This window comes from Nitratireductor pacificus pht-3B (assembly GCF_000300335.1).
GTDB classification, from domain to species: Bacteria; Pseudomonadota; Alphaproteobacteria; order Rhizobiales; family Rhizobiaceae; genus Nitratireductor; species Nitratireductor pacificus.
This window is the reverse complement of sequence record NZ_AMRM01000015.1, coordinates 73,479-99,450: the sequence shown is the minus strand read 5'-3', so window position 1 is coordinate 99,450 and position 25,972 is coordinate 73,479. Positions and strand designations below refer to the sequence as shown.

General features: G+C 67.0%; 21 protein-coding genes. 9 read left to right on the top strand and 12 right to left on the bottom strand.

Annotated features, from left to right (window positions below; all coding sequences use genetic code 11):
- Position 1 precedes the first annotated feature (1 nt).
- From NA2_RS14100 to ftsZ, 3 genes are all read left to right on the top strand, one after another.
- Entirely contained in the window at positions 2–1,087 is a 1,086-nt protein-coding gene (locus NA2_RS14100; protein WP_008597654.1) for an ornithine cyclodeaminase, read from the top strand.
- Positions 1,088–1,198: 111 nt separating this feature from the next.
- Positions 1,199–1,813, top strand: a complete 615-nt coding sequence (locus NA2_RS14095) for a glutathione S-transferase N-terminal domain-containing protein (RefSeq protein WP_008597653.1) — start codon at positions 1,199–1,201, stop codon at positions 1,811–1,813.
- 187 nt (positions 1,814–2,000) lie between these two features.
- Positions 2,001–3,029 (top strand): cell division protein FtsZ, encoded by a 1,029-nt coding sequence (ftsZ, locus tag NA2_RS14090; RefSeq protein WP_008597652.1) that lies wholly within the window; start codon positions 2,001–2,003, stop codon positions 3,027–3,029.
- A gap of 37 nt (positions 3,030–3,066) precedes the next feature.
- Here ftsZ and nadE read toward each other — a convergent pair whose 3' ends face one another.
- The 6 genes from nadE to NA2_RS14060 all read right to left on the bottom strand — a co-directional run bounded on the left by nadE (position 3,067) and on the right by NA2_RS14060 (position 10,592).
- Positions 3,067–4,044, bottom strand: coding sequence for an NAD(+) synthase (gene nadE, locus NA2_RS14085; protein ID WP_008597650.1), 978 nt, complete (start codon positions 4,042–4,044; stop codon positions 3,067–3,069).
- Complete coding sequence (locus tag NA2_RS14080; protein ID WP_008597648.1) at positions 4,041–5,582, bottom strand: class I adenylate-forming enzyme family protein; 1,542 nt, start codon at positions 5,580–5,582, stop codon at positions 4,041–4,043. Before NA2_RS14080 ends, nadE begins: the two co-directional genes overlap by 4 nt.
- Positions 5,583–5,590: 8 nt before the next feature.
- Positions 5,591–5,854, bottom strand: coding sequence for an acyl carrier protein (locus tag NA2_RS14075; protein ID WP_008597646.1), 264 nt, complete (start codon positions 5,852–5,854; stop codon positions 5,591–5,593).
- A gap of 25 nt (positions 5,855–5,879) precedes the next feature.
- Entirely contained in the window at positions 5,880–7,820 is a 1,941-nt protein-coding gene (gene asnB / locus NA2_RS14070; RefSeq protein ID WP_008597645.1) for an asparagine synthase (glutamine-hydrolyzing), read from the bottom strand.
- Between the two features lie 42 nt (positions 7,821–7,862).
- On the bottom strand, positions 7,863–8,972 hold the full coding sequence (locus NA2_RS14065; protein ID WP_040677935.1) for a hypothetical protein: 1,110 nt from the start codon (positions 8,970–8,972) through the stop codon (positions 7,863–7,865).
- A gap of 234 nt (positions 8,973–9,206) precedes the next feature.
- The gene (locus NA2_RS14060) at positions 9,207–10,592 is read right to left on the bottom strand and encodes an aspartate aminotransferase family protein (RefSeq protein WP_008597642.1); all 1,386 of its coding nucleotides are present in this window, start codon (positions 10,590–10,592) and stop codon (positions 9,207–9,209) included.
- Between the two features lie 316 nt (positions 10,593–10,908).
- On the opposite strand from NA2_RS14060, the gene NA2_RS14055 reads away from it, so the two are divergent.
- The 6 genes from NA2_RS14055 to NA2_RS14030 all read left to right on the top strand — a co-directional run bounded on the left by NA2_RS14055 (position 10,909) and on the right by NA2_RS14030 (position 18,713).
- On the top strand, positions 10,909–12,519 hold the full coding sequence (locus tag NA2_RS14055) for an ABC transporter substrate-binding protein (protein ID WP_040677932.1): 1,611 nt from the start codon (positions 10,909–10,911) through the stop codon (positions 12,517–12,519).
- Positions 12,520–12,555: 36 nt separating this feature from the next.
- The gene (locus NA2_RS14050; RefSeq protein ID WP_008597639.1) at positions 12,556–13,545 is read left to right on the top strand and encodes an ABC transporter permease; all 990 of its coding nucleotides are present in this window, start codon (positions 12,556–12,558) and stop codon (positions 13,543–13,545) included.
- The gene (locus tag NA2_RS14045; RefSeq protein ID WP_008597637.1) at positions 13,542–14,375 is read left to right on the top strand and encodes an ABC transporter permease; all 834 of its coding nucleotides are present in this window, start codon (positions 13,542–13,544) and stop codon (positions 14,373–14,375) included. Before NA2_RS14050 ends, NA2_RS14045 begins: the two co-directional genes overlap by 4 nt.
- Positions 14,372–15,163, top strand: a complete 792-nt coding sequence (locus tag NA2_RS14040) for an ATP-binding cassette domain-containing protein (RefSeq protein ID WP_008597636.1) — start codon at positions 14,372–14,374, stop codon at positions 15,161–15,163. The genes NA2_RS14045 and NA2_RS14040 overlap by 4 nt, the downstream gene beginning before the upstream one ends.
- Positions 15,163–15,939 (top strand): ATP-binding cassette domain-containing protein, encoded by a 777-nt coding sequence (locus NA2_RS14035; RefSeq protein WP_008597635.1) that lies wholly within the window; start codon positions 15,163–15,165, stop codon positions 15,937–15,939. The genes NA2_RS14040 and NA2_RS14035 overlap by 1 nt, the downstream gene beginning before the upstream one ends.
- Before the next feature lie 95 nt (positions 15,940–16,034).
- Entirely contained in the window at positions 16,035–18,713 is a 2,679-nt protein-coding gene (locus NA2_RS14030) for a bifunctional acetate--CoA ligase family protein/GNAT family N-acetyltransferase (protein ID WP_008597634.1), read from the top strand.
- Positions 18,714–18,845: 132 nt separating this feature from the next.
- Here NA2_RS14030 and NA2_RS14025 read toward each other — a convergent pair whose 3' ends face one another.
- From NA2_RS14025 to NA2_RS14000, 6 genes are all read right to left on the bottom strand, one after another.
- On the bottom strand, positions 18,846–19,991 hold the full coding sequence (locus NA2_RS14025; RefSeq protein ID WP_008597633.1) for an iron-containing alcohol dehydrogenase: 1,146 nt from the start codon (positions 19,989–19,991) through the stop codon (positions 18,846–18,848).
- Positions 19,988–21,388 carry an aldehyde dehydrogenase family protein gene (locus NA2_RS14020; RefSeq protein ID WP_040677929.1) on the bottom strand — a complete coding sequence of 467 codons (1,401 nt, stop codon included), beginning with the start codon at positions 21,386–21,388 and terminating at the stop codon, positions 19,988–19,990. The genes NA2_RS14025 and NA2_RS14020 overlap by 4 nt, the downstream gene beginning before the upstream one ends.
- A gap of 1 nt (position 21,389) precedes the next feature.
- Positions 21,390–22,757 (bottom strand): glutamine synthetase family protein, encoded by a 1,368-nt coding sequence (locus NA2_RS14015; protein WP_008597631.1) that lies wholly within the window; start codon positions 22,755–22,757, stop codon positions 21,390–21,392.
- A 214-nt stretch (positions 22,758–22,971) separates the two neighbouring features.
- Complete coding sequence (locus tag NA2_RS14010) at positions 22,972–24,024, bottom strand: TRAP transporter substrate-binding protein (RefSeq protein WP_008597630.1); 1,053 nt, start codon at positions 24,022–24,024, stop codon at positions 22,972–22,974.
- A gap of 105 nt (positions 24,025–24,129) precedes the next feature.
- Entirely contained in the window at positions 24,130–25,452 is a 1,323-nt protein-coding gene (locus tag NA2_RS14005; RefSeq protein WP_008597629.1) for a TRAP transporter large permease, read from the bottom strand.
- Positions 25,449–25,958 (bottom strand): TRAP transporter small permease subunit, encoded by a 510-nt coding sequence (locus NA2_RS14000; protein ID WP_008597628.1) that lies wholly within the window; start codon positions 25,956–25,958, stop codon positions 25,449–25,451. The genes NA2_RS14005 and NA2_RS14000 overlap by 4 nt, the downstream gene beginning before the upstream one ends.
- Positions 25,959–25,972 lie beyond the last annotated feature (14 nt).

The window sequence follows — 25,972 nt, the reverse complement described above, 5'->3', positions numbered from 1 at the left end:
CATGACCGACCCCTTCGCCCACGGCCAGCTCAACCTCGTTCCCTTCGTCAGCGTCCATCACATGATGGAACTGGTCCTGGAGATTGGCGTCGAGCGGTTTCTCACGGAACTGACCGGCTATATCGAGGAGGATTTTCGCCGCTGGGAAGCCTTCGACAAGACGCCGCGCGTCGCCTCGCACAGCCGCGAGGGCGTGATCGAGCTGATGCCCACCAGCGACGGGAAGCACTACGGCTTCAAATATGTGAACGGCCACCCGAAGAACACCCGAGAGGGTCGGCAGACGGTCACCGCCTTCGGCGTCTATGCGGATGTCGGCAACGGCTATCCGCTGCTGATCTCCGAAATGACGATCCTGACCGCGCTGCGCACGGCCGCGACATCGGCGCTGGCCGGCAAGTACCTGGCGCCGAAGGGCGCACGGACGATGGCGCTGATCGGCAACGGGGCGCAGGCGGAGTTTCAGGCCATGGCGTTCAAGGCGCTGCTGGGCATCGACCGGCTGCGGCTCTACGACATCGACCATGCGGCGAGCGAGAAGTGCCTGCGCAATCTTGCCGGGCTGGGCTTCGATATGACGGTTTGCGGCACCGCCGAGGATGCTATGGAGGGCGCGGAGATCGTCACGACGGCAACGGCCGACAAGCAGTATGCGACGATCCTGACCGACAACATGGTCGGCGCGGGCATCCACATCAACGCGGTGGGCGGCGACTGCCCGGGCAAGACGGAACTGCACCGCGACATCCTCACCCGCTCCGACATCTTCGTCGAATACCCGCCGCAGACGCGCATCGAGGGCGAGATCCAGCAGCTCGAGCCGGACCATCCCGTCGAGGAGTTGTGGCGGGTCATCACCGGGCAGGCGGCGGGCCGGCGCGAGGCGGGCCAGATCACCCTGTTCGATTCGGTCGGCTTCGCGACGGAGGATTTTTCCGCGCTGCGCTATGTGCGGGACAGGCTTGCCGGCACCGATCATTATGTGAATCTCGACCTGCTCGCCGATCCCGACGAGCCGCGCGACCTGTTCGGCATGCTGCTGCGGTTTCCAGGCTCCTCGCTTCTGGCGAGCCGCAGGAGGGCCTGATCCGCCGCCGGCGCGGGCGCTGGCCTGGAACCCTCGGCTCGTGTAGGACGGTCGCGGTGCGGTCGTCCCGATCCCATGGACGGCGCGTGTTTCCGGCCGATGGAGCCATTCATGAAACTGTTCTACTCGCCTACTTCTCCCTATGTCCGCAAGGTGCTCGTCAGCGCCCACGAAAAAGGGGTGGCCGAGCGGATCGAGCGGCTCGGTTGCGCGGCAAATCCGATCAACCGCGACAAGACCATCGTCGCCAGCAATCCTTCCGGCAAGGTGCCGACACTCCTGCTCGACGATGGCCGGGTGCTCTACGACAGCCGCGTGATCTGCTCCTATCTCGACGCACTGACGGACACGCCGCGCCTGATGCCGGCGGAGGGCGGGGAGCGTTTCGCGGTCATGACGCTCGAAGCCCTGGCGGATGCGATCCTCGATGCGGCGGTCCTGGCGCGCTACGAAACGGCGGTGCGTCCGCGGGAGCTGTACTGGGATGCGTGGCATGCCGGGCAGATGGAGAAGATCGACAGCGGCCTCGATGCGCTGGCGGAGCAGTGGATGGCCTTGCTCGCGGGGCCGGTCAACGCCGGCGCCATCGCTGCGGCCTGCGCGCTCAGCTACCTCGATCTCCGCTTTCCCGAAAAGGACTGGCGGGCCGGGCGGGAAACGCTCGCCGGCTGGTTCGCCACGTTCTCGGAACGCGAATCGATGCGCATGACGGTCCTGCGGGGCTGATCCGTCTCCCAGATTGCCGTTCGTTACAAAACGTCATCCGGTTTTGCTGCGGCGGCGTGTCCCAGCGGTCCTATAGACGTGTCCCGCCCTTGATCCCGGCGGCGCTCTCTGATTCCTTCAGGCGGTCGAGCCCGCCCGGCGATTCGCAGTCGCCGGCGCCGCGGCTCCCCTAGAAGGACCTCGCCCAATGACGGACAACAAGAAGCCCGAGATCTCGGAGATGCGGCCGAAAATCACCATCATCGGTGTCGGCGGCGGCGGCGGCAACGCCGTCAACAACATGATCGCGCAGAAGCTGGACGGCGTCGATTTCATCGTCGCCAACACGGACGCTCAGGCGCTGACCATGTCGAAGGCCGAACGGCTGATCCAGCTCGGTGCCAATTCGACCGAAGGGCTGGGCGCGGGTTCGCTTCCCGAGATCGGTCAGGCGGCGGCCGAGGAAACCATTGCCGAGATCATGGATCACCTGTCGGGCACGCATATGTGCTTCGTGACGGCGGGCATGGGCGGCGGAACGGGGACCGGCGCGGCCCCCGTGATCGCCGCCGCGGCCCGCAATGCCGGCATCCTGACGGTGGCCGTCGTCACCAAGCCGTTCACCTTCGAGGGCAACCGCCGCATGGCCATCGCCGAGCGCGGCATCGAATTGCTGCGCGAGAGCGCCGACACGGTGATCGTGATCCCCAACCAGAACCTGTTCCGCATCGCCGACGCGAAGACGACGTTCGCCGAGGCCTTCGGCCTTGCCGACAAGGTGCTCTACTCGGGCGTCGGCTGCATCACGGACCTGATCGTCAAGGAAGGCCTGATCAATCTCGACTTCGCCGATGTGCGCTCCGTCATGCGCGATATGGGCCGCGCGATGATGGGGACAGGCGAGGCCTCGGGCGACGCGCGCGCGATGAAGGCGGCTGAGGCGGCCATCGCCAACCCGCTGCTCGACGAAGCCAACATGGCCGGCGCAAGGGGCGTGCTCGTGTCGATCTCGGGCGGTCGCGACATGACGCTGTTCGAAGTGGACGAAGCCGCCACGCGCATCCGCGAGGAGGTCGGCGACGATGCCGAGATCATCGTTGGTGCGATCTTCGACAACAGTCTCGAGGGCACGTTCCGCGTGTCGGTGGTGGCGGCCGGTCTGGCCGGGTCGGACGAGGCGAACAGGTCCGCCGAGCGCCGCGACCCGAACGACTTCCGCGTCCAGACCGTTCACTGACCTGAATTGCCGGGCTGTCCCGCCCGGCATTCCGCGTTCAGGCGACCACCTGCGGCGGCAGGTGCAGGTAGTGGGCGACCTTGCGCTTGGCCGCGATGTCGCGCCAGACCAGTTGCACCTGCTCTTCGCTCAAGCCGGTTGCCCCGGCCACGCCTGCCGCTTCGACGCGATGGTCGAGACCGTAGAGGCACAGATCCATCTCGCGGTAGGGAAGGGCGAAGTAGAACTCCTCCTGGGTCTGGGCGAGTGAATAGGTGTCGGTGGTCGGCGGACGGCGGCGGATTTCCTCCGGCACGCAGAGATACTCGGCCAACTGGTAGACCTGCGACTTGTAGAGATGGGCGATCGGTTTCACATCCGCCGCGCCGTCGCCGTTCTTGACGAAGAAACCCTGGTCGTGCTCGAGCCGGTTCGGCGTGCCGAGCACGGCGTGGTTGAGCCGGTCGGCATGATAATATTCGAACTGCTTGCGGGTGCGCTGCTTCATGTTGGTGGCGGCGACGATGCCGAGATAGACCTCCGGCGTCAGGCGATGCTTTCCGGTCGTGCCGTCGGGCGCGCGCACAACCAGCGAGGAGATGTTGTATCCGCCGGTTTCGAGCGCTCCGGCGATGACGATCTTCGAGCTCCAGCCCTCGCCATATTCCGGAACCACCTGGCGGATGAACGTGTCGCGCCGCGCGTAGCAGCCCATGGCGGCCAGCGCCGGGCCGATGTCCTCGACGACGCCGACGAGGCCGAAGGTTTCCGCGACAAGACGGCCGAGCCGCAGGCTCTCCGGATCGGAATCGTGCTCCGGCATGAACAGGCAGAAGACGCGCTCGGGGCCGACGGCGCGCGCGGCAAGCGCGGCGCAGACGCTGGAATCGATCCCGCCCGACAGGCCGAGCACGAGGCCGCGCTTGCGCACGGCCGCGCGCAACTGCGTGCGCAGGGCTGCGACGATGCGCTCCGTTTCGGCCGCCGGGTCGATCTCCAGCGTGGCGGCCGAGAATGATTGGTCGTTGATGGTCATAAAGCTTGCGTTGCCTCCATGGCGGCAAGGCGGCGGCTGATCTTGCCGCTCGCCGTTCTTGGCAGTTCGGATCTGAAGGTCACCTTTTTCGGCATCATCGCGTCGGGCAGGCGGCGGGCGCAGAACTGCATGACGGCTCGTTCGGTGAGCGCGTCGTCGTCGCGTATGATGAGCGCGTGAACGATGTGGCCCAGCACCGGCTCCGGTTCGCCGAAGACCAGCGCCTCGCGGACGCCGGGACAGGATTGAAGCACGTCCTCCACCTGCCTGGGTGGAACCTTCTCGCCGCGCACCTTGATGATGTCGTCCCTGCGCCCGACGAAATGCAGATAGCCTTCGGCATCGGTGCTAAACAGGTCTCCGGTGTGCAGCGCGATGCCCCTGCCGTCGGGCAGGGCGCGCAGAACGGCATCGGTTGCGGCCGGGTCGTTCCAGTATCCGCGCATCACATGCGGCCCCCGGACGACCAGCTCGCCGGTGACGCCCGCGGCCGCGGGGACGCCGTCCTCGCCGATGACGAAGGCTTCCGTTTCCGGCAGCGCCTTGCCGACCGATCCCGGATGCCGGTCGATTTCGCCCGGCGGCAGGAAGGTGGCGCGGGCGCATTCGGTCAGCCCGTACATCGCGTAGAACTCGGCCTTTGGGAAAAGCGCCCGCAGCGATGCCAGATGGGCCGGGGGCAGGGCGGCGGCGGCATTGGTGATGTAGCGCAGGTCCGGCAGGAAGCCGGCCGGGCTGTCCTTCATCGAGACGAGCATGGCGGCGATGGTGGGAACGAGCGGAAAGCCGGTCACGCCTTCCGCGCGTGCCGTCTCCAGAACGGTCTGTGGAAAGGCGAAGCTCTTCTCCAGGACGAGGCATGCACCCGCACGCACCGCGACGAGGAGCTGGTAGAGGCCGTAGGTGAAGGAAAGGGGAAGCACGCTCAGAACGACGTCGTCCGGCGTGTTTTCCAGATAGTCGCGGATGAGCCGCGACGCGGCATCGACATTGCGATGCGCCATCATCACGCCCTTGGCGCGGCCGGTCGAACCAGAGGTGTAGATGATCAGGGCGAGATCGTTTTCGTCGCCCGCTTCCCTGTCGAGGCGGTGGGATTCCTCCAGGCATTCCTCGAGGGCGACTGCTCCTTCGGGCAGGCTCTCGCCCGCCCTGGCGATGATGCGGGTTCCGGCAAGGGTTCCGCCGGGGTCCGCCTCCTGCAGCAGCGTATGATGGCGGGCGTCCAGCACGATGGCGCCGGGCCGGCAGTCGCCGAGCACATGCGCCAGACCGGGAGCCTTCACGCCGGGATTGAGCGGACAGACCACGGCGCCCGCCTTCAGAACGGCGAAGACCGCGACAGCCATTTCCCAGCAATTATCCATGAACAGCATGACCCGGTCGCCGCGCGCCACGCCCTGTTCTGCAAGGCTTGCGGCGAAGCGCTCGGAAAGCGCATCGAGATCGCCGTAGCGGAGCCGCATCCCGCCGGCGACGAGCGCCGTGGCCTGCGGCATTCTTGCCGCCTGCTCGCGCAAGAGGGTTTCGACGCGCATGGCCGTGGTCAGGCTTCCGCCGCGGCGCGCTTGCGCTCGACGAACGCGACGAGTCTCGCGACGGTGTCGAAATTGTCCGGCACGATCTCGGCATCGGCGACCGAGATGGCGAAGCGCTCTTCTAGGAACAGCACCATTTCCAGAATGCCGGTCGAATCCACCAGGTCCGTTTCGATCAGCGAGATTTCCTCCGCCGGCAACTGGCTCGCATCGCCGAACAGGAAGTTCTCGACGATGAAGGCATGGATCTCGGATTTCACGGAAGCGGACATGCTGGGTTTCCTTGTGGTCTTGGTGCTAGCCTGCACGCAAGGCGGTGTCATGCTGCGCGGCGGCCGCGAACTGGCGGTGCCAGAGCTGCGTTGAAAGGATGCCGACGAAGGCGGCGTTGTCGCGGAAGCCGGTCAACGCGCCCTTGCGGTTCTTTTCCATCAGCCGGCCGGTGGTCTGCGGGTTGAACAACCCCGTCTCCGTGATCGCCGCCGGGGTGAGCGCCGCCAGCAACCCGTCCGCCGCCTCGCCCAGGAAGGCGCTGCTTTCGGGCGCGCGGTAGGGCTGTTTCGGCCGCGAGCCGATGCGAGCGGGCAGAAGGTCGGCGGTTGCGCGGCGCAGCAGATGTTTTTCGCGCAGGCCCCGCAGCTTCATGTCGGCGGGAATGCGGGCGGCGCGTTCGACAAGGCGGTGGTCGAGGAAGGGAAAGCGCGTCTCGATGCCGTGTGCCATCGCCATCCGGTCGCCCTGGCTCGACAGGATGTAGCCGGGCAGCAGGAACCGGGTTTCCAGATACTGGGCCTGGTGCAAGGGATGCCAGCTCCCGAACGCGTCCGGCAGGAGCGCGGCCATCTCGTCCGCCGCGTCGTAGCCGTCCAGCCGCTCGCGCAGCGCGGCCGAGTAGAACAGCTTGGCCCCTGCCGTCGCACGAAAGCGCGGGCGGTGCGAGAACAGCGGGTCGTCCGACCGGTCGGCGCCGACGCCGAAGAATGCGCCGAGATACTCGGGGGTCTGGCGCTGCAGCGTCGACAGATAGGGATAGATGCGCCGGAACAGATGCGGCCGGAGGCGGGACCCCGGCTGGCGGGCGCAGAAGCGGCGGATGCGCGCTTCCTTGAAGATGTCGTAGCCGGCAAAAATCTCGTCGGCGCCTTCGCCGGAAAGCACGGCCTTGATGCCCACGTCCCTGACGAGCCGCGAGAGGCGGTAGAGCGGCGCCGGCCCCGTGCGCAGGACGGGTTGTTCCGCGTGCCGCACCACATCCGCGAAGACCGTGGCGATGTCGCCGGGGCCGCTGGTGATCCGGTGATGCCGCGTGCCGAGCGCTTCTGTCATGATCTGCTGGAACGCGCCCTCGTCGAACGCGTCGTCGGAAAAGCCGATGGCGAAGGTTCTGAGGCCGGCCGGCGCCATGCGCGCGGCCATGGCCGAGACGATGGACGAATCGAGGCCGCCCGAAAGGTAGGAGCCGACCTCGACATCGGCGCGCAGGCGGATGCGCGTTGCATCCTCGAGAAGCGCGCGCGCTTCTTCCGCATGCTCGGCTTCGCTGCGTCCCGCGGCGTCATCGGAAAAATCGAGCGCCCAGTAGGCGTGTTGCCGCGCCGCGCCGTCCTCGACGGTCATCACATGCGCCGGAGGCAGTTCCGCTATCCCGTCGAAGACCGTGCGCGGCGGGATCGGCGCCCACAGGGTGAAGATCTGGTCGAGCGCGATCGGATCCATGCGCGCCTCGATGCCGGGAACGGTCAGCAGCGCCTTCACCTCGGAGGCGAAGTGGAAGCGTCCGCCGTGCCATGTGTGATAGAGCGGCCGCACGCCCATGCGGTCGCGCGCCAGCACCAGACGGCGGCGGGGTTCGTCCCAGATGGCAAAGGCGAAGTCGCCGTTCAGCATGGTGACGCATCCGGCTCCCATCCGCTCGTAGAGGTGGAGGATCACCTCGGTGTCGCTGCCCGTGCGGAAGCGGCAGCCGCGGCTTTCCAGATCGCGGCGCAGCTCGATGTGATTGAAGATCTCGCCGTTGTAGGTAATGTGCAGCGTCCCGTCGGCATTCGCCATGGGCTGCTGTCCGTCGTCTAGGCCGACGACCGCGAGGCGGCGATGCGCCAGCCCAAAGCCGTTTCCGACGTGGATCCCGGCATCGTCGGGGCCGCGATGGGCAATGGCGTCGGCCATCGCCTTCAGCCGCGATGCCGCGTCGTCAGGTGTCAGGCCCGCGCCAACATATCCCGCGATCCCGCACATCAGCGGCGCTCGCCGGGCTGGATGCAAAGGCTGTCGGCGCGGCTAGTCAAAACGGTCTCCGAGCAGGCGCGACCAGGATTCGCCGGCGAAGCCGTTGAAGAAGGCCTGCCCGGCGCGGAACGGCGCGATCAGGCTCTGGTCCCGGGCGTGGACGATGCTCGAAGAGGCGTGGACGAAGGCGAAGCGGCGCCCGAGCATGGCGTCGAGCAAGGCCGGCTGGCTGCGGCCGCGCAGGGCGACCAGCCCGCGCTCGCAGGCATCGGCCAGCATGCTGTCGATCACCGCGCCTTCCTGGCCGGGCAGGGCAAGAACCTGGATGACCCGGCCGATCCGGGCGCGGTCGCCGTAGTAGAGGAACAGGCCGACCGGCGTGCCGTTGCGCGCCAGCACCTGGCGACGGACCATGCCGCCGTAATTCGCCTTCCGGCCGGATTCGGCGACCATGCGCTGCAGATCCGCCTCGGGCCAGTCGGGGTGCAGTGCGTGGAGTTCGACGAAGCGGCGAAACAGGGCGGCGGCCGTTTCCGCGTCGGCGTCGCTGCTCGGCAGGGCCTTGCCGCCCAGCGCCGCTGCGGGAAGATGCGCCCAGCCGGCTCCGGGTGCGATGCGTCCCAGCAGCGCGTCGATCGGACGGGCGAGCGGCGAGATCAGCCGAAGAGGGCCGAAGACGCCTGCCGCCATCTCGGAGACGAAGGCGGTGGGCCTGATGACGCGCAGCCACTCCAGGCTGTAGTCGGGCAGGATCGTGCCGCGCAGCTTGCGCCACATGGTGGTCGAGACGTCATTGGCCGTTTCGGTCAGCGAGAGATCCTGCGGACCGTTCTGAAAGGCGCGCAGGAGGCGGGCGCCGGCATAGGGATCGTCCTCGTGGTCCTCGACCATGAAGCTGCCGCCGATGGCGGCGCGCAACGGTCGTCCCTCGAAGGCCATCCGCATGGGCAGCACGCCCATGAAGCCGGAAACGCTTCCGTCGGCCCGCAGGTGGACCAGCGAAGCGATATCGGGATCGCGGTTGGGCGGGTCGAGGAAGAGCTTCGAGAGATAGGCGATCAGGTCAGGGGACGCAGCGCGCCGGTCCCGGCGCAGGATGCGCTGGAACATCGAAGCGATGACCGGCACGTCCTCCCGTGCCAATGGGCGAATCTCACTCACAGCAACACGCCAATACCGGTTTGCGACTGGCCCCCGTCAGATGCGGCCGAGGTGATGTGTGACTCAAAGTTGTTTAAGAAGTGTTTTTGCCCGCAGGGCGTTGGTGCCCCTTACCCTGCGGAATGCCGGTGTCGAAACGGCCGTGCCGGCTCCCGGCAAAGGATAGCGCTTCCGGTGAACAACGTACCGGAAGCGATGATTGCCGGCCGGCTTCGAAGCCTCCGCGCCGTGCCGTCAGGCCCGTACGGAGCCTTTCGGCAGAGCCGCCAGCGTCTTGTCCAGCCCTATCCTGAACAGCGACAGAAGTTCGTCGATCTCGCCTTCCGTGATGATCAGCGGCGGGCAGAAGGCGATTGCGTCGGTCATCGCGCGGCTGATGAGACCGGCCTCCTGCAGATGCGCATTCACCAGCGCTCCCAGCGCGCCGGGTGTCTCCAGCGCTGTGCGGGCCTCTCTGTCGGTGACGAGCTCGACGGCGGCGATCAGTCCGACGCCGCGCACCTCGCCGACCAGGGGATGATCCGTCAGGGCGTCCAGCCCGTCGCGCAGGCGCCGGCCCATGGCGGCGGCATTGCCGACGAGGTCGCGCTCCTCGATGATCTTCAGATTTTCCAGGGCGACCGCGGCGGCGACCGGATGGCCGCTCGCCGTATAGCCATGGCCGAGCGTGCCGATCCGGTCGCTTTCCTCCATGATCGGTCCGAACACCCGGTCGTTCATCATCAGGGCGGAGGCAGGCAGGTAGGACGAGGACAATTGCTTCGACATCACCATGATGTCCGGTTCGATGCCGTAGGTGGTCGAGCCGAACATGGTGCCGGTGCGGCCGAAGCCGCAGATCACTTCGTCGGCCACCAGCAGGATGTCGTACTTCCGGAGGACGGCCTGCACCTTCTGCCAGTAGGTGGCGGGCGGCACGACGACGCCGCCGGCGCCCTGGACGGGTTCGCCGAAGAAGGCGGCGATCGTCTCGGGACCTTCGGCGAGGATCGTGTCCTCCAGCTCCTTCGCCAGGCGGGTCGCGAAATCCTCCTCGCTTTCGCCGGGCAGCGCCTCGCGCCAGTGGTGCGGGCAGGTCATGCGCAGCACGTCCGGGACGATCAGGTCGAACGAGCGATGGTTGGCGGGCAGGCTGGTCAGGCAGGCGGCGGCGATCGTCACGCCGTGATAGGCGCGGTTGCGGACGATGATCTTCTTGCGCTCGGGCTGGCCCAGCGCGTTGGCGCGGTACCAGATCAGCTTCAGCGCGGTGTCGATGGCTTCCGAGCCGGAGTTCGTGAAGAACGCCTTGCTCATGGGCACCGGCGCCATGCCGACGAGCTTCTCGGCGAGTTCGATCACCGGCCCGTGCGACTTGTGGGTGAAGGTATGGTAGTAGGGCAGCCGCTTCATCTGCTCGGTCGCGGCGTTGACCAGCCGTTCCTCGTTGAAGCCGACGCCGACGCTCCACAGGCCCGCCATGGCCTCGATGTAGCGCTTGCCGTTGTTGTCGAAGACATAGATGCCCTCACCCCGATCGATCACCAGCGGTCCGGCCTCCAGATGCTTCTTCGCATTGGTGTAGGGATGCAGGTGGTAGGCGATGTCGCGGGCTTCGATGGAATTGGGCTTGTCGTTCATGACGTGTCCTCGCAGGCGTTCCGTGCGGTGAGGCCTACAGCATTTTTCGATCGCGTGGAATCACCCGCCCGCCTCGTTTCTCAGCGTTGAAGGACGTCCTCGATGCCGGCTCGCCGCCGGCGTCGTTTTCCGCGCGAGGCGCGCCGCGGGGAAAATTTCTCCCCGCTGGCGTCCGCCGACAGGGTTCTGGCCTATTGTCAAAGCACGCCGGAAGGCGTTCAAATCCCGTATCGAAACGGCGATCAGCAGCAGGCCCTCGGGCCGCTTCCATCGCGATCGTCGGCGCAGGCCGCGCCGCAAGCAATCGGGGGGTCTCATGTCCAGTTTTCAGATTTCACGCCGCGGATTGTTGCAGGGAGCGGCATCCATCGCATTGCTCTCGGCCCTTCCGGGAGCGGTTCATGCCCAGGAGGCGCCGCAGGGCGGCCGGCTGGTGGTCGCGGCGGATTCCGAACCGCGCAATCTGAACCCGGCCATCGTCGCCTCGAATGCCGTGTTCTTCATCTCCTCGAAGGTGATCGAGCCGCTGGCGGAGGCCGCGCTCGACGGCGAGGGCGCGCTGGCGCCGCGCCTGGCGACGAGCTGGGAAGGGGCGGAGGACGGGCTGTCGGTCACCTTCAAGCTGCGCGAGGGCGTTACCTGGCATGACGGCAAGCCGTTCACATCGGCCGATGTCGCGTTCTCGGCGATGGAGGTCTGGAAGCCGCTGCAGAATCTCGGGCGCATCGTCTTCGCCAATCTGGAGGGGGTCGATACGCCCGACGACCTGACGGCCGTGTTCCGCTTCTCCACGCCGACGCCGATCCAGATGATCCGCAACGCATTGCCGGTGGTGACGAGCGTGCTGCCGAAGCATCTCTACGAGGGGACGGACATCGCCAGCAACCCGGCCAACAACGCACCGGTCGGCACCGGCCCGTTCAAGTTCGCCGAGCACCGGCCGGGCGAATATTACCGCCTGACGCGCAACGACGCCTATTGGGGCGAGGGCCAGCCGAAGCTGGACGAGATCATCTTCCGCATCCTGCCCGACCGGGCAGCGGCGGCATCGGCGCTGGAAGCCGACGAGATCCAGCTTGCCGCCTTCTCGCAGGTGCCGCTGGTCGATCTGGAGCGCATCTCCAAGGTGCCGGGGCTGAAGGTGGTGACGGAGGGCTACGAGGCGCTGACCTACCAGCTCGTCGTCGAGATCAACCACCGCAACAAGATCCTCGCCGACCTCAAGGTCCGGCAGGCGATCGCCCATGCGATCGACAGGGACTTCGTCGTCGCGACGGTGTTCCTCGGCTTCGCCGCGCCGGCCACCGGACCCGTGCCGCAGAACGCGCCGGAGTTCTACAATCCGGATGTGCCCGAATACGCCTACGACGTGGACAAGGCCAACGCCCTGCTCGACGAGGCGGGCTATCCGCGCGGAGCGGATGGAAACCGGTTCCAGCTTCGTCTCCTGCCGGCGCCTTTCTTCAGCGAAACGCGCCAGTTCGGCGATTATCTGCGCCAGGCGCTGGCCGATGTCGGGATCGACGTGACCATCGTCGCCAACGACACGCCGGCGCATCTGAAGGCAGTCTACGCCGATCATGATTTCGACATCACGGTCGGCTCGCCGGTCTTCCGCGGCGATCCGGCGATCTCGACGACGATCCTTGTGCAGTCGGGCATCGCCGACGGCGTGTTCTTCTCCAACCAGGGCGGCTATGCCAATGCCGAGCTGGACGCGATCATCGCGGAGGCTGCCGAGACGGTCGACACCGAAGCGCGGACGGCGCTGTACAACGACTTCCAGCGCATCGTCGCCGGGGATCTGCCGCTGATCAACGTCGCCGAATGGGGTTTTACCACCGTCGCGAGCGCACGGGTCGCCAATGTCGGCAACAATCCCCGCTGGGCCGTGTCGAACTGGGCGGATACCGGGCTGCTGCCCTGATCGCAGGCAGCATGGCAGCATGAAGCAGACCCCCGCATGAAACGCGCCTGGACCCTTGTCAGGCGGCGCATGGTCAGCAGCATTCCGGTGCTGCTGATCGTCGTCGTGGGGACGTTTCTGCTGCTCGAGATGGCCTCCGGCGACGCGGTCGATGCCTATCTCGTCTCGCTCGGCGGCGGAGATGCCGGTCTCGCGCAGTCGCTGCGCGAGAGCTACGGCCTCGACCGGTCGGCGCTCGCCCGGCTGTGGCTCTATGTCAGCGCGCTGGCGCGGCTCGACCTCGGCGTCTCCGTCGCCTTCAACAGGCCCATCCTCGACATCATTCTCGAACGGCTGCCCAACACGCTGTGGCTGATGGGCAGCGCCACCGTGCTGGCGTTCACGCTCGGGACGCTCCTCGGCATCGTGGCCGGGGCGAAGCCGGGCGGGGCCGCAGACCGGGCGCTGTCGGTCGGTTCGCTGGCGCTGTACGCCATTCCGAGCTTCTGGCTCGGCCTTGTGCTCAGCTTGGTTTTCGCGGTGCAACTGCGCTGGTTTCCGACGGCCGGCATCGAGACCATCGCCTCGGGCAAGACCGGGCTGGCGCGGGCGCTCGACATCGCGCGGCATCTGGTGCTGCCGGTCGCCGCCCTCGGCATGATCTATCTGGCGCTGTTCCTGCGCATGATGCGGGCCGGGATGGCCGAGGTCTGGCGGCAGGATTTCGTGCTTGCGGCGCGGGCGAAGGGGCTGGCGCGGCGGCGGATCGTGCTGCGCCACGTGGCGCGCAACGCGCTGCTGCCGCTCGTCACCATGCTCGGCCTGCAGGCGGCCACCATGCTCGGCGGCAGCGTCGTGATCGAGAGCGTGTTCGCCATCCCCGGCTTCGGCCGGCTGGCCTATGAGGCGGTGGCGGCCCGCGACGCGCCCCTGCTGATGGGCATCATCGTCGTCAGCGCCGTGCTGGTCATCGTCGTCAACCTGCTGGTCGATCTCGCCTATGCCTGGCTCGACCCGCGGGTGGGAGCAGGGGAGGCCTCGTCATGAAGCGGTTCGTGCTGCGCTTCCTGCGCTCGCCCGAGGGCGTCGCCGGGCTGATCCTGCTCTCCTGCCTCGTCGCGATGGCGCTGCTGGCGCCGGTTCTCTTCCCGCGCGATCCGCTGGCCATCGTCGGTCGGCCGCTCACTGCACCGTTCACCGATGCATCGCTGCCACTCGGTACGGACCGGCTCGGCCGTGACGTGCTGGCCGGGCTGATGCACGGCGCGCGGGCGTCGCTGCTGGTCGGCATCTTCGCCGCGCTCGTGGCGATCCTCGTCGGCGCGGTGGTGGGAACGGTGGCCGGGTTTGCCGGCGGGCTGATCGACGAGGCCCTGATGCGCGTGGTCGACGCCTTCCAGATCGTTCCGGGGTTCCTGCTGGCGCTGGCCTTCGTCAGCGTAACCGGACCGTCGCTACCGGTCATCGTCTTCGCCATCGCGCTGGGGGCGTGGACCGGTCCGGCTCGGCTGGCGCGGGCCGAGGTCCTGTCGATCCGCGAGCGCGATTACGTTGCCGCCGCGCGGGTCATTGGCATGCATCCGGCTGAAATCGCCTTCAAGGAGGTGCTGCCGAACGCGCTGCCGCCGGTGCTGGCGCTCGTGTCGGTGATCGTGGCGAGCGCGGTGCTGATCGAGGCGGCGCTGTCCTTCCTGAATCTCGGCGACCCGAACATCGTCACCTGGGGATCGATGATCGCCGAGGGGCGCAACGTGCTGCGCACCGCGCCCTATCTGTCGATCGTGCCGGGTTTCGGCCTCGTGCTGACGGTGCTCGGGGTCTATCTGTTCGGTGAGGGGCTGGTCGAGGGCATGGCGCATCGCAGGAGGCGGCAATGACCGAGCCGCTCGCCACGCTTCGCGGCGTTTCCGTATCCTACGCGCGGGAGGGGGGTCGGGCGTTCGCCCTCAGGGAGGTCGATCTCGCGATCGCCAAGGGCGAGCGGCTGGCGATCATCGGCGAGAGCGGGTCCGGCAAGAGCACGCTGGCGCTGGCGCTGGCCGGACTGTTGCCGCCGGAAGCCGCGGTTTCGGGTCAAATCGACTGGCCGGGCTTTGCAGAGGGGCCGCGCGCCGGGCGGGACATCGGCATGGTGTTCCAGGATCCCGGCTCCAGCCTGAACCCGGTGCTCACCATCGGCGAGCTGGTTTCAGAGGGGGCCGTGCGTCATCTGCGGCTCGGGCGTGCCGAGGCGCGGCAGCGGGCACTCGACCTGCTTGCGCGGGTGCGCATACCGCAGCCGGAGGCGGCGCTGGATGCCTATCCGCACCAGTTCTCCGGAGGGCAGCGGCAGCGTATCGCGATCGCCTGCGCCATCGCCGCCAGCCCCAAGGTGCTGATCGCCGACGAGGCGACCAGCGCTCTCGACATGATCGTCCAGGCGGAAATCACCGCGCTGCTCGACATGCTGGTGCGCGAGGACGGGATGAGCCTCATCTTCATCACGCACGACATCGCGCTCGCCGCGAAGCTTGCGGACAGTATCGCCGTGTTCCGCGACGCCATGCTGGTCGAGGCAGGACCGGCGCGGCAGGTGCTGGGCCGGCCTGTGCAGGATTACACGCGCAGCCTGATCGCGACGCATATCGATTTCTCCTCGCCGCGGCTGATCGGGGAGCCGGCGTGATGCGGGAGCCGTTCGTCGTCGCCGAAGGGCTGCGCAAGACCTTCCGCAGTCGTGAGCGCGCGGTGATCGCGCTGGACGATGTCTCATTCTCGCTGGCACGGGGGGAAACGCTCGGCCTCGTCGGCCCTTCGGGCAGCGGCAAGTCCACTCTGGCACGGGCGCTGATGCGGCTGGTCGAGCCTGATGGCGGCTCCATCCGGATCGATGGTGAGGACTGGCTCGGCCTCAGCGGCAAGGCGCTGCGCAGGCGCCGGGGCGCCATCCAGATGGTGTTTCAGGACCCGCTTGCGGCCTTCAATCCACGCGCCACCATCGGCGGCGCGCTCGACGATCCCCTGCGCATCCACGGCATGGCGGACCGGGGAGAGCGGCCCCGGCGGATCGCCGAACTCCTGGAGCGCGTGGGCCTGCCTTCCGGTTTCGCCCAGCGCGCGGTGCATGAGGTGTCGGGCGGGCAGCGCCAGCGCGTCGCCATCGCGCGGGCGCTGGCGACGCGGCCGGCGCTGATCGTGCTCGACGAGGCCGTTTCGGCGCTGGACGTTTCGGTTCGGGGCAGGATCCTCGAACTACTGGCCGACCTCCAGAAGAGTGACGGCATCGCCTTTGTCTTCGTGTCGCACGACCTCGCCGTCGTGCGGGTCATCGCGCATCGCGTGGCGGTCATGGATGCGGGCCGCATCGTGGAGACGGGGAACACGCCCGATGTCATCGCCAACCCGCAATCCGCGACGGGCAGGGCGCTTGTCGCTGCCGTTCCGACGCTGAACCTCGGTTAAGCCCGTCGGAAACCGGCGCGGGGTTGCATTCCCACGGGGCGATGCGGCTATACTGCGCCGGGGTGCCGTGATGCTGCGAACCGGAGTTTCCGCCAATGACGATCCGCAATCTCGAGCACGCCGCCCGCCCGAACTCCGTCGCCGTCATCGGCGCTTCGACGCGAGAGGGCGCCGTCGGCAGGATCGTGATGCGGAACCTGATCGAGGGCGGTTTCGAGGGCGCGATCTGGCCGGTCAATCCGAAATATAAGAAGGTGGGCGACCGCCGCTGCTACGCCCGGGTCGGCCAGATACCCGAAGTGCCGGACATCGCCGTGATCGTCACGCCGCCGGAGACCGTGCCGGGCATCATCGCCGAACTCGGCGAGAAGGGCACACGCACGGCGGTCGTCATCACCGCCGGCCTGACGCGCGAGAACGGCTTGCGCCAAGCCATGCTCGACGCGGCGAGGCCGCATCTCTTCCGCATCATCGGGCCGAACACGATCGGCCTGATCGTGCCGCCGATGAAGTTCAACGCCAGCTTCGCCCACATGCAGCCAAAAGCCGGCGGGCTGGCGCTCCTGTCGCAATCGGGCGCCATCGCCACCTCGCTGGTCGACTGGGCGGCGGAGGAGGGCGTCGGCTTCTCGCATATCGTCTCGCTCGGCGACATGGCCGATGTCGATGTGGGCGACTATCTGGAGATGCTGGCCGGCGACGGAAAGACGCGCGCCATCCTGATGTATCTGGAGACCATTCCCAATCCACGCAAGTTCATGACGGCGGCGCGCGCCGCGGCGCGGCTGAAGCCGGTGATCGCCATCAAGTCCGGGCGGCATGCGCAGGCGGCCGAGGCCGCCGCCACCCATACGGGCGCGTTGTCGGGCGCCGACCGGGTGGTGGAAGCCGCGCTGCGGCGCGCCGGCATCCTGCGGGTGCTCGATCTCGGAGAGCTGTTCGACGCGGCCGAGGTCCTGGCGCGCTTTTCCCCACTGGAACAGTCGCGTGTCGGCATCGTCAGCAATGGCGGCGGCGCGGGGGTGCTGGCGGTCGACCGGCTGATCGACTTCGAGGGCGAGCTGGCGGCGTTCTCCGACGCGACGCTGGCGCGGCTCGACAAGGCGCTGCCGCCCAACTGGTCGCATTCCAACCCGGCCGACATCATCGGCGACGCGCCCCCGGACCGCTACAGCGAAGCCGTGCGCGCAGTGGGCGAGGACGAGGGCACCGATGCGGTCCTGGTGTTCAACTGCCCGACCGGCCTTGCCTCGCCGTCGGACGCGGCGCGGGCTGTCGCCGCCCTTGCCGAGCGCGGGCGGATCAACGGCAAGCCGCTGATCACCTGCTGGCTCGGCGAGAAGACGGCGCGCGAGGGGCGGCGCATCCTGCAGGACGCCGGCATCGCCAACTTCGCCACGCCGTCCAGCGCCACGGCGGCGCTGTCCTATCTCGGCGAGTGGTCGCGCGCGCAGAAGGCGCTGACGCGCGTGCCATCGAGTGGCAGCGAGGACGTGCGCGGCGACCGCGAGGCGCTGGCGGCGATCCTGCGCGGCGCGGCCGGCGAGAGGCGGCGCATGCTGACCGAGCCGGAGGCGAAGGCGGCCATCGCCGCCTATGGGATTCCCGTGCCGGCGACTAAGGTGACGAAGACGCCCGAGGCTACCGGAGAGGCGGCCGCGGAGATGCTCAATACCTCCGCGCGGGTGGTGGTGAAGCTCCTGTCGAGGGCGATCAGCCACAAATCGGATGTCGGGGGCGTGGTGCTCGACCTGAAGACACCGGAAGCCGCCGCCGAGGCGGCGCAGGGCATCGTCGCGCGGCTGAAGGATGCGGGTTCGGAAGATGCGCTGGAAGGCTTCGTCGTCCAGCCCATGGTGGTGCGCAAGCATGCGCATGAGCTGATCCTCGGCGTCAGCCAGGATCCGATCTTCGGGCCGGTGGTGCTGTTCGGCGCCGGGGGAACCTCGGTCGAGGTGGTCGACGACACGGCCATCGCCCTGCCGCCGCTCGACGACGTGCTGGCCGGCGACCTGATCGATTCCACCCGAATCGGCAAGCTGCTGGCCGGCTATCGCGACCGCGCGCCGGCCGACCGCGCGGCCATCGCCGGCGCGCTCAACGCCATGTCGCGGATGATCGTCGATTTTCCCTGCATCAAGGGCATGGACATCAACCCGCTGCTGGCGGACAGCGATGGCGTGGTGGCGCTCGACGCGCGCATCGAGATCGAACCGGAGGAAATCGACCGGCAGGGACCGAACCCGGATCTGGCGATCAGGCCCTATCCGGACGGCTGGGAGAAGGATGTGGACCTCGAAGGCCACCGCTATCATCTCCGGCCGATCAAGCCGGCGGATGTGGCGCTGTTCCCGGACTTCCTCGCGCGGGTTTCGCCGGAGGACATCCGCTTCCGCTTCCTCGCGCCGCGCAAGCATTTTCCCGACGAGATGCTTTTGCGCCTGACACAGCTCGATTACGAGCGCGACATGGCCTTCATCGCGCTGCGCGCCGAGGACGGCGAGATGGCAGGCATCGGCCGCCTTTCCGCCGACCCCGACAAGGAAATCGCCGAATACGGCCTTCTGGTGCGCACCGACCTGCAGGGGCACGGACTTGGCTTCGCCCTGCTCAAGCAGCTCATTGACTACGCGCGGGAGGAGGAGATCGGCGCCATCGAGGGGATCGTGCTGTCGGACAATACCAAGATGCTCTCTCTGTGCCGGGAATTCGGCTTCGAGGTGAAGGACGGCGCGTCCGAGCCGGGAGTGATCACGGTGTCGCTGGGGTTGTAGATGGTGGCGTCGTAAGATCGCCCCTCACCCTTACCCGACCGGGGTCGAGCCACGGGTCTCGACCCGTCCTTCGGACCCCCGCTTGCGGGAGAGGGGGGCTTGCGGATGAGGGGCGGGCGCCTGCCGCTTCCCTCAGATACACGCCTCGAACAGCGCCTTCGTGTTCTCCACGGTCATCTCGACCGGGTTGCCGCCGGCGCTCGGATCCTCCAGGGCCATTGCCACCATCTCGTCGATGCGGTCCGTGCCGACGCCGAGGGCCGACAGCCGGTCGGGAATGCCGAGACCGGCGCGCAGTTCCATGACGAAATCGTAGAAGCCGTCGAAACCGCCGGCGATCCCCAGATAGGCGGCGGCGGCGTTGATGCGGGTCTCGACCACCTGCCTGTTGAGCCGCAGAACCGGGGGCATCACCACGGCATTGGTGGTGCCGTGATGGGTGTTGTAGACGGCGCCGACCGGGTGCGACAGCGCGTGGATGGCGCCCAGCCCCTTCTGGAAGGCGACGGCGCCCATGGCGGCCGCGCTCATCATCTGCGCGCGTGCCTCGATGTCCGTGCCGTCGGCATAGGCGCGGGGCAGGTATTCCTTCACCAGCCGCATGCCCTCCAGTGCGATGCCCTGGCTCATCGGGTGGTAGAAGGGCGAGGAATAGGCCTCGAGGCAGTGGGCGAAGGCGTCCATGCCGGTGCCGGCGGTGATCGCCTTCGGCATGCCGACCGTTAGTTCCGGGTCGCAGATCACCACCGAGGGCAGGATCTTCGGATGGAAGATGATCTTCTTCACATGGGTTGCCGAGTTGGTGAGCACGCCGGCGCGGCCGACCTCCGAGCCGGTGCCTGCGGTGGTCGGCACGGCGACGTTGGGCGCGATCTTCGCGGCGTCGGCGCGGGTCCACCAGTCGCCGATGTCCTCGAAATCCCAGACGGGCCGCGTCTGGCCGGCCATGAAGGCGACGAGCTTGCCGAGATCGAGGCCGGAACCGCCGCCGAAGGCGATCACGCCGTCATGGCCGCCATCGGTGAACATCCGCACGCCCGCCGCGAGGTTCTTCTCGTTCGGGTTGGGGTCCACCTCCGAGAACATGGCGCGGCCGAGACCGGCGCCCTCCAGGAGGTCGAGCGCGTTGCGGGTGATCTCCATGTTCGCAAGGCCCCGGTCGGTGACGAGCAGGGGTTTCTTGATGCCGGCCGCCTTGCAGGCCTCGGCCAGTTCCTTGATGCGCCCGGCGCCGAAGCGGATGGATGTCGGGTAGGACCAGTTGGCGACGAGGCTCATGCTTGCTTCTTCCTGAGGTGGTAGGATTTGGGTCGGGTGAGGTTGTGGTAGCCGATCTCGGACAGCGCGCCGCCGCGGCCGGTGTTCTTGCAGCCGGTCCAGCAGAGCGCGGGGTCCAGATAGTCGGCGCGGTTCATGAACACGGTGCCGGTCTCGATTTCGGCGCCCAGCCGGGCCGCGCGCTCGGGATCGGCAGTCCACAGGGACGCCGTCAGGCCGAACTCGCAATCGTTCATCAGGGTCAGTGCCTCGGCGTCGTCCTTCACCGGCATGATGCCGACGACCGGGCCGAAGCTTTCCTCGCGCATCACGCGCATCTGGTGGTTCACGCCGACGAGCACCTGCGGCATCAGATAGGTGCCGCCGTCATCCTCCGGGAACAGCGTCGCGTCGATCAGCCTGCTGGCGCCCTGCGAAACCGCGTCCTCGGTCTGCGAGCGCACCGTGTCGGCAAAGCGGCGGTTGGCCATCGGACCAATGGTGGTTTCCGGTGAAATCGGGTTGCCGAGCTTGAGTTTCGACACCCAGGCAACGGATTTCTCGACGAAGGCATCGAACAGGGGTTCCGCCACATAGATGCGCTCGATGCCGCAGCAGCACTGGCCGGCATTGTACATCGCGCCGTCCATCAGCACGTCCACGGCCCAGTCGAGGTCGGCGTCCTCCATGACATAGCCGGGGTCCTTGCCGCCCAGTTCCAGCCCAAGGCCGGTGAAGGTGCCTGCGGCCGCCCTCTCGATGGCCTGACCGCCACCGACGGAGCCGGTGAAGTTGACGAAGTCGAAGGCGCGGGCGCCGATGAGCTTTTCCGTGCCCTGATGATCGAGGAACAGGTTGACGAACAACTCCTCCGGGATGCCCGCCTCGTGGAAGGCGCGGACGATGCGTTCGCCGACGAGCAGTGTCTGGGTCGCATGCTTCACGGCAACGGCATTGCCGGCGATCAGCGCGGGGACGATGGTGTTCATCGCCGTCATGTAGGGATAGTTCCAGGGAGCGATGACGCCGACCACGCCATGCGGATCGTGGGCGATGTGCCGGTCGAACGCCTCGGAATCCTCGATGACGATGGGCGCCAGCGCCCGCGCGGCGATTTCAGCCATATAGGCGGAACGCTCGTTCATGCCGCCGAACTCACCGCCATAGCGCACCGGGCGTCCCATCATGTGGGCGAGTTCCGGCACAACCTCGTCGGTCATCTCGTTGAGGCGCGCGACGCCGGCATTGACCAGCGCGATGCGCTCGTCGAGCGGGCGCCCTGCCCAGGCCTTCTGGGCGGGACGGGCGCGCGCGAGAAGAGCGGCCGCCTTGTCCGGGTCCATGACGGGACGTTCGGCATAGACCGAGCCGTCAATCGGGGAAATGCACTGCAATGTTCTGGATGGGGTGTTCGTCATCTCATGCTCTCTCGAAGCCGCGCCTGATCTCCCAATCGGTGACGCGGCGGTCATACTCTGTCTGTTCCCAGCGGGCCGCGTGGACATAATGGTCGATCACATCGTCGCCAAACGCCTTGCGCAGCATTTCGGAACTGTCGAGGGCGGTCGTCGCGTCGCGCAGGGTGGACGGGATCTCCCGGATCCCGCTGCCGTGATACGCATCGCCGACGAAGGCCGGTTCCAGTTCTCTCTCGTTTTCAATGCCATCCAGCCCTGCCGCGATCAACGCCGCAAACGCCAGATGGGGATTCAGATCCGCGCCGCCCACGCGGCATTCCGCCCGTACGGCCCTGGTGTCGCCGCCGCAGACGCGATAGCCCGCCGTGCGGTTGTCGAACGACCAGATCGCCTTCGTCGGCGCGAAGGTGCCGGCGGCGAAACGCTTGTAGGAGTTGATGTAGGGGGCGAGGAAATAGGTGATCTCTCCGGCATGCGCCAGCAGGCCTGCGAGATAGCGGCGCATCATCGCCGACATGCCGTGCTCGCCCTCGGGGTCGAAGAACAGGGGCTTGCCGTCGAGCGACCACAGCGACTGGTGGACATGTGCGGAGCTGCCGGCCGCCTGGTTGTCCCACTTCGCCATGAAGCTGACGGCGCGGCCCTTCTGCCAGGCGATCTCCTTGCAACCGTTCTTGATGATGGCGTGCCGGTCGGCCATGGTCAGCGCGTCGGCATAGCGCACATTGATCTCCTCCTGCCCGGCGTCCGCCTCGCCCTTGGAGTTCTCGACCGGTATGTCGGCACCGTTCAGCCCGTTGCGGATGGCGCGCATCACATCCTCTTCCTTGGTGGTCTGGAAGATGTGGTAGTCCTCGTTGTAGGCGCCGATCCGCTCCAGGCCGCGATAGCCCTTGGCGCTCGCTTCCTCGAAGGAATCGCGGAACAGGAAGAATTCTAGCTCCGAGGCCATCATGGCCTTCATGCCCATCGCCTCGAGCCTCGCGACCTGCCTTTTCAGGACGGCGCGCGGCGAATGCGGCACGTCCTCATGGGTGTGGTGGTCGAGCACGTCGCACAGCACCAGAGCCGTGCCCTCGAGCCAGGGAATGCGGCGCAGCGTGGAGAGATCAGGCTTCATCGTGTAGTCGCCGTAACCCGCCTCCCAGCTTGTCGCCTTGAAGCCTTCCACCGTGACCATTTCCAGATCGGTGGCGAGCAGGTAGTTGCAGCCGTGGGTCTCCTCGAAGCCGCTCGCGAGGAAGAAGTCCACATGGAAGCGCTTGCCCATCAGCCGGCCCTGCATGTCGACGAGGGCCACCAGTACGGTGTCGATCTCGCCCTTCTCGGCCGCGGCCTTCAGCCCTTCCAAAGTTAGTTTGCCCGCCATCTGGTCTGTCCTGTCTGTGTCTGCCTTGGTGGTGATCTTTAGTCTGCGCCCGCCCCTCATCCGCCTGCCGGCACCAACCGGGGCCGAGCCACGGGTCTCGGCCCGTCCTTCGGACCCCCATTCACGGGGAGAAGGAAACTCGTTGTGACGTTGGCGACCCCCTCTCCCCGTTTTACGGGGAGAGGGTAAGGGTGAGGGGCGAGTGCCCGTGTGTTCAGGTGTAGCGATAGGGCCGGCCCGCCTTGCCCATGGCGGCGTTGTAGTCCTTCAGGATCTTGACCACGCGGGCGCTGCGTTCGCTCTGCGCGGCGATCTCGTCCCAGAACTTCGCCGCCGCTTCCTCCACCTGCGCCCATTCGGCGTCGGGGATGGTGGTGAGCTGCAGCTTGGTGCCCTCGACGCGCAGCTTGGCCTCGCCGCCCCAGTACCACCACTGACGGTAGTAGTGGGAGGAGTCCATGCAGAGCTGGAACAGCGCCTTCAGGTGGTCCGGCACCTCGTTCCAGCGTTCGGTGTTGGCGAAGAAGGAGCCAATCCAGGCGCCGGTGATGTTGTTGGTCAGGAAGTAGTTGGTCACGTCGGCCCAGCCGACCGTGTAGTCCTCGGTGATGCCCGACCAGGCGATGCCGTCGAGCTCGCCCGTCTGCACGGCCACCTCGACATCCTCGTAGGGGATGGTCACCGGCACGACGCCGAACTGGGCGAGGAACTTGCCGGCTGTCGGGAAGGTGAAGACGCGCTTGCCCTTCAGGTCGGCGAGGCTGTTGATCGGCTCGACCGTGTTGAAGTGGCAGGGGTCCCAGGAACCGGCGGAGAGCCAGGTGACGTTCTCGACCTCGCTGTAGGCTTCCTCCCAGATCTCCTTCAGGCCCCACTGGTTGAACAGGACAGGCACGTCGAGCGAATAGCGAGTGGCGAAGGGGAAGTAGCCGCCGAAGACGGAGACGTCGACCGGTGCGGCCATGGAGTCCTCATCCGACTGCACGGCGTCGATCGTGCCGGCCTGCATGGCGCGGAACAGTTCGCCCGTCGGTACCAACTGGTCGGCCGTGTAGAGCTCGATCACCATCTCGCCATTGGCCACCTTGTTGAAAGCGTCGATGGCGGGCTTCACCACATGCTCGGCCAGCGCCGGTCCGGCATAGGTCTGCAGCCGCCACTTGATCTGGCTTTGCGCGCGGACGTGCGGCATGGCGAGCGCCGAGGCGCCGGTGGCGGCCGCCGAAGCGATGCCCGCCTTCTTGAGAAAATCGCGTCTGTTCTGCATCTCCGTTCACTCCTCTCATTGTTTTTCCGGCCGCTTGCCGGTTCCTTCTCGCGCAGGCTTCTGATCTCTTCCTCACCTCCTTTGCTCGGCCGGTCTCCCGTTTTCTCAGCGGATGTAGATGTGTTGCGGTAGCCACAGGGCGATCTGCGGGAAGGCCATGACGATGATCAGGGCCAGGATCATCACCGCGACGAAGGGTATGATGGAGCGGTAGATGTCGCGCAGGCTGACTTCCGGCGGCGCCATGGCGCGCATCAGGAACAGGTTGTAGCCGAAGGGCGGGGTCATGTAGGCGATCTGGCAGGTGATCGTGTAGAGCACGCCGTACCAGATCAGGTCGAAGCCGAGCAGCTTGACCAGCGGCACGTAGAGCGGCGCGACGATGACCAGCATCGCAGTGTCGTCCAGGAACATGCCCATGATCAGGTAGGAGAGCTGCATCAGGATCAGGATCTCCCAGGGCGAGAGACCCAGCTCGCCGATGAAGAAGCCCTCGATCGCCTTGACCGCGCCCAGCCCGTCGAACACCGCGCCGAAGCAGAGCGCGGCGAGTATGATCCACATGAACATGCACGAGACGGACAGCGTGTTGCGCACGGTGCTGTGGATCACCTTCAGCGTCAGGCGCCCGCGGATGGCGGCTGCGGCGGTCGCCGAGACCGCGCCGATGGCCGAACTCTCGACGAGGCTGGTCACGCCCATGACGAACAGGCCGGTCATCAGGAAGAAGATCATGAAGGGCAGGATGCCGGCCGACAGAAGCTTCAGCTTCTCGGAGAGCGGCATGGCCCGTTCCTCCGCCGGCAGGGCCGGGCCGAGCTTCGGCTGGAGCCAGCAGCGGACGGCGATGTAGAGGATGAACAGCCCGGCCATCAGCAGGCCCGGAAAGACCCCGGCGAGCCAGAGCTGGCCGACCGGCTGGCGGGCGATCATCGCGTAGAGCACCAGCACGACGCTGGGCGGCACGAGGATGCCGAGCGAGGAGCCCGCCTGGATGACGCCGGTCACCATCACCTTGTCGTAGCCGCGCCGCAGAAGCTCGGGCAGGGCGATGGTGGCGCCGATCGCCATGCCGGCGACCGACAGGCCGTTCATCGCCGAGATCACGACCATCAGCGCGATGGTGCCGATAGCCAGCCCGCCGCGCACCGGCCCGAACCAGACATGGAACATCTTGTAGAGGTCGTCGGCGATGCCCGATTCCGACAGCATGTAGCCCATGTAGATGAACAGCGGCAGCGTCAGCAGCGCGTACCATTTCATGAGCTTCATGGCGGCCGAGAAGGCGATCTCCGAGCCGCCCGTTCCCCACAGGAGAAGCGTGAAGACGACGGCGATGAAGCCGATGGCGCCGAACACGCGCTGTCCGGTCAGGAGCAGGCCCATCATGCCGGCGAACATCAGGATCGCGGTGAGTTCGTAGCTCAAGAGATTTCCTCCCCGCGCGCGATGGCGATGTCCTTGAAGAGCTGCGCGACCGCCTGTAGCAGCGTCAGGGCGATGCCGAAGCACATGATGATCTTGACCGGCGCCATGTAGGGCGACCAGGCCGAGTAGCTGGTCTCGCCGTATTTCAGGGCGTAGGAGGTGGAGGAGAACCCGCCATAGAGCAGCAGGCACAGGTAGAAGATCAGGAACAGGACGGTGACGGTGTCTATCAGCGCCTTGGTGCGGGGCTGCCAGTTGGCGTAGATCAGGTCCATGCGCACATGGGCGTCGTTCTTCAGCGCCCAGCCGCCGCCCACCATGTAGTAGGTGACCATCACGAACTGCGCCATTTCCAGCGTCCACAGGGGCGGGATGGCGACGGTCTTCATGATCGACGAATACAGAAGGATGCCGATCATCAGGAAGATCATGTACATCATGATCAGCCCGACGATCTCGTTGGTCCGGTCGATGAAGCGCACATAGCGCCTTATGGCGTTCGGCATCGGCTCCGGTCTCC

What these genes read in the sequence shown, in the direction of transcription:
- NA2_RS14100 (WP_008597654.1), top strand. Translation starts at nt 2, where the DNA reads ATGACCGACCCCTTCGCCCACGGCCAGCTCAACCTCGTTCCCTTCGTC.
- NA2_RS14095 (WP_008597653.1), top strand. Translation starts at nt 1,199, where the DNA reads ATGAAACTGTTCTACTCGCCTACTTCTCCCTATGTCCGCAAGGTGCTC.
- ftsZ (WP_008597652.1), top strand. Translation starts at nt 2,001, where the DNA reads ATGACGGACAACAAGAAGCCCGAGATCTCGGAGATGCGGCCGAAAATC.
- nadE (WP_008597650.1), bottom strand. Translation starts at nt 4,044, where the DNA reads ATGACCATCAACGACCAATCATTCTCGGCCGCCACGCTGGAGATCGAC.
- NA2_RS14080 (WP_008597648.1), bottom strand. Translation starts at nt 5,582, where the DNA reads ATGCGCGTCGAAACCCTCTTGCGCGAGCAGGCGGCAAGAATGCCGCAG.
- NA2_RS14075 (WP_008597646.1), bottom strand. Translation starts at nt 5,854, where the DNA reads ATGTCCGCTTCCGTGAAATCCGAGATCCATGCCTTCATCGTCGAGAAC.
- asnB (WP_008597645.1), bottom strand. Translation starts at nt 7,820, where the DNA reads ATGTGCGGGATCGCGGGATATGTTGGCGCGGGCCTGACACCTGACGAC.
- NA2_RS14060 (WP_008597642.1), bottom strand. Translation starts at nt 10,592, where the DNA reads ATGAACGACAAGCCCAATTCCATCGAAGCCCGCGACATCGCCTACCAC.
- NA2_RS14055 (WP_040677932.1), top strand. Translation starts at nt 10,909, where the DNA reads ATGTCCAGTTTTCAGATTTCACGCCGCGGATTGTTGCAGGGAGCGGCA.
- NA2_RS14050 (WP_008597639.1), top strand. Translation starts at nt 12,556, where the DNA reads ATGAAACGCGCCTGGACCCTTGTCAGGCGGCGCATGGTCAGCAGCATT.
- NA2_RS14045 (WP_008597637.1), top strand. Translation starts at nt 13,542, where the DNA reads ATGAAGCGGTTCGTGCTGCGCTTCCTGCGCTCGCCCGAGGGCGTCGCC.
- NA2_RS14040 (WP_008597636.1), top strand. Translation starts at nt 14,372, where the DNA reads ATGACCGAGCCGCTCGCCACGCTTCGCGGCGTTTCCGTATCCTACGCG.
- NA2_RS14035 (WP_008597635.1), top strand. Translation starts at nt 15,163, where the DNA reads ATGCGGGAGCCGTTCGTCGTCGCCGAAGGGCTGCGCAAGACCTTCCGC.
- NA2_RS14030 (WP_008597634.1), top strand. Translation starts at nt 16,035, where the DNA reads ATGACGATCCGCAATCTCGAGCACGCCGCCCGCCCGAACTCCGTCGCC.
- NA2_RS14025 (WP_008597633.1), bottom strand. Translation starts at nt 19,991, where the DNA reads ATGAGCCTCGTCGCCAACTGGTCCTACCCGACATCCATCCGCTTCGGC.
- NA2_RS14020 (WP_040677929.1), bottom strand. Translation starts at nt 21,388, where the DNA reads ATGACGAACACCCCATCCAGAACATTGCAGTGCATTTCCCCGATTGAC.
- NA2_RS14015 (WP_008597631.1), bottom strand. Translation starts at nt 22,757, where the DNA reads ATGGCGGGCAAACTAACTTTGGAAGGGCTGAAGGCCGCGGCCGAGAAG.
- NA2_RS14010 (WP_008597630.1), bottom strand. Translation starts at nt 24,024, where the DNA reads ATGCAGAACAGACGCGATTTTCTCAAGAAGGCGGGCATCGCTTCGGCG.
- NA2_RS14000 (WP_008597628.1), bottom strand. Translation starts at nt 25,958, where the DNA reads ATGCCGAACGCCATAAGGCGCTATGTGCGCTTCATCGACCGGACCAAC.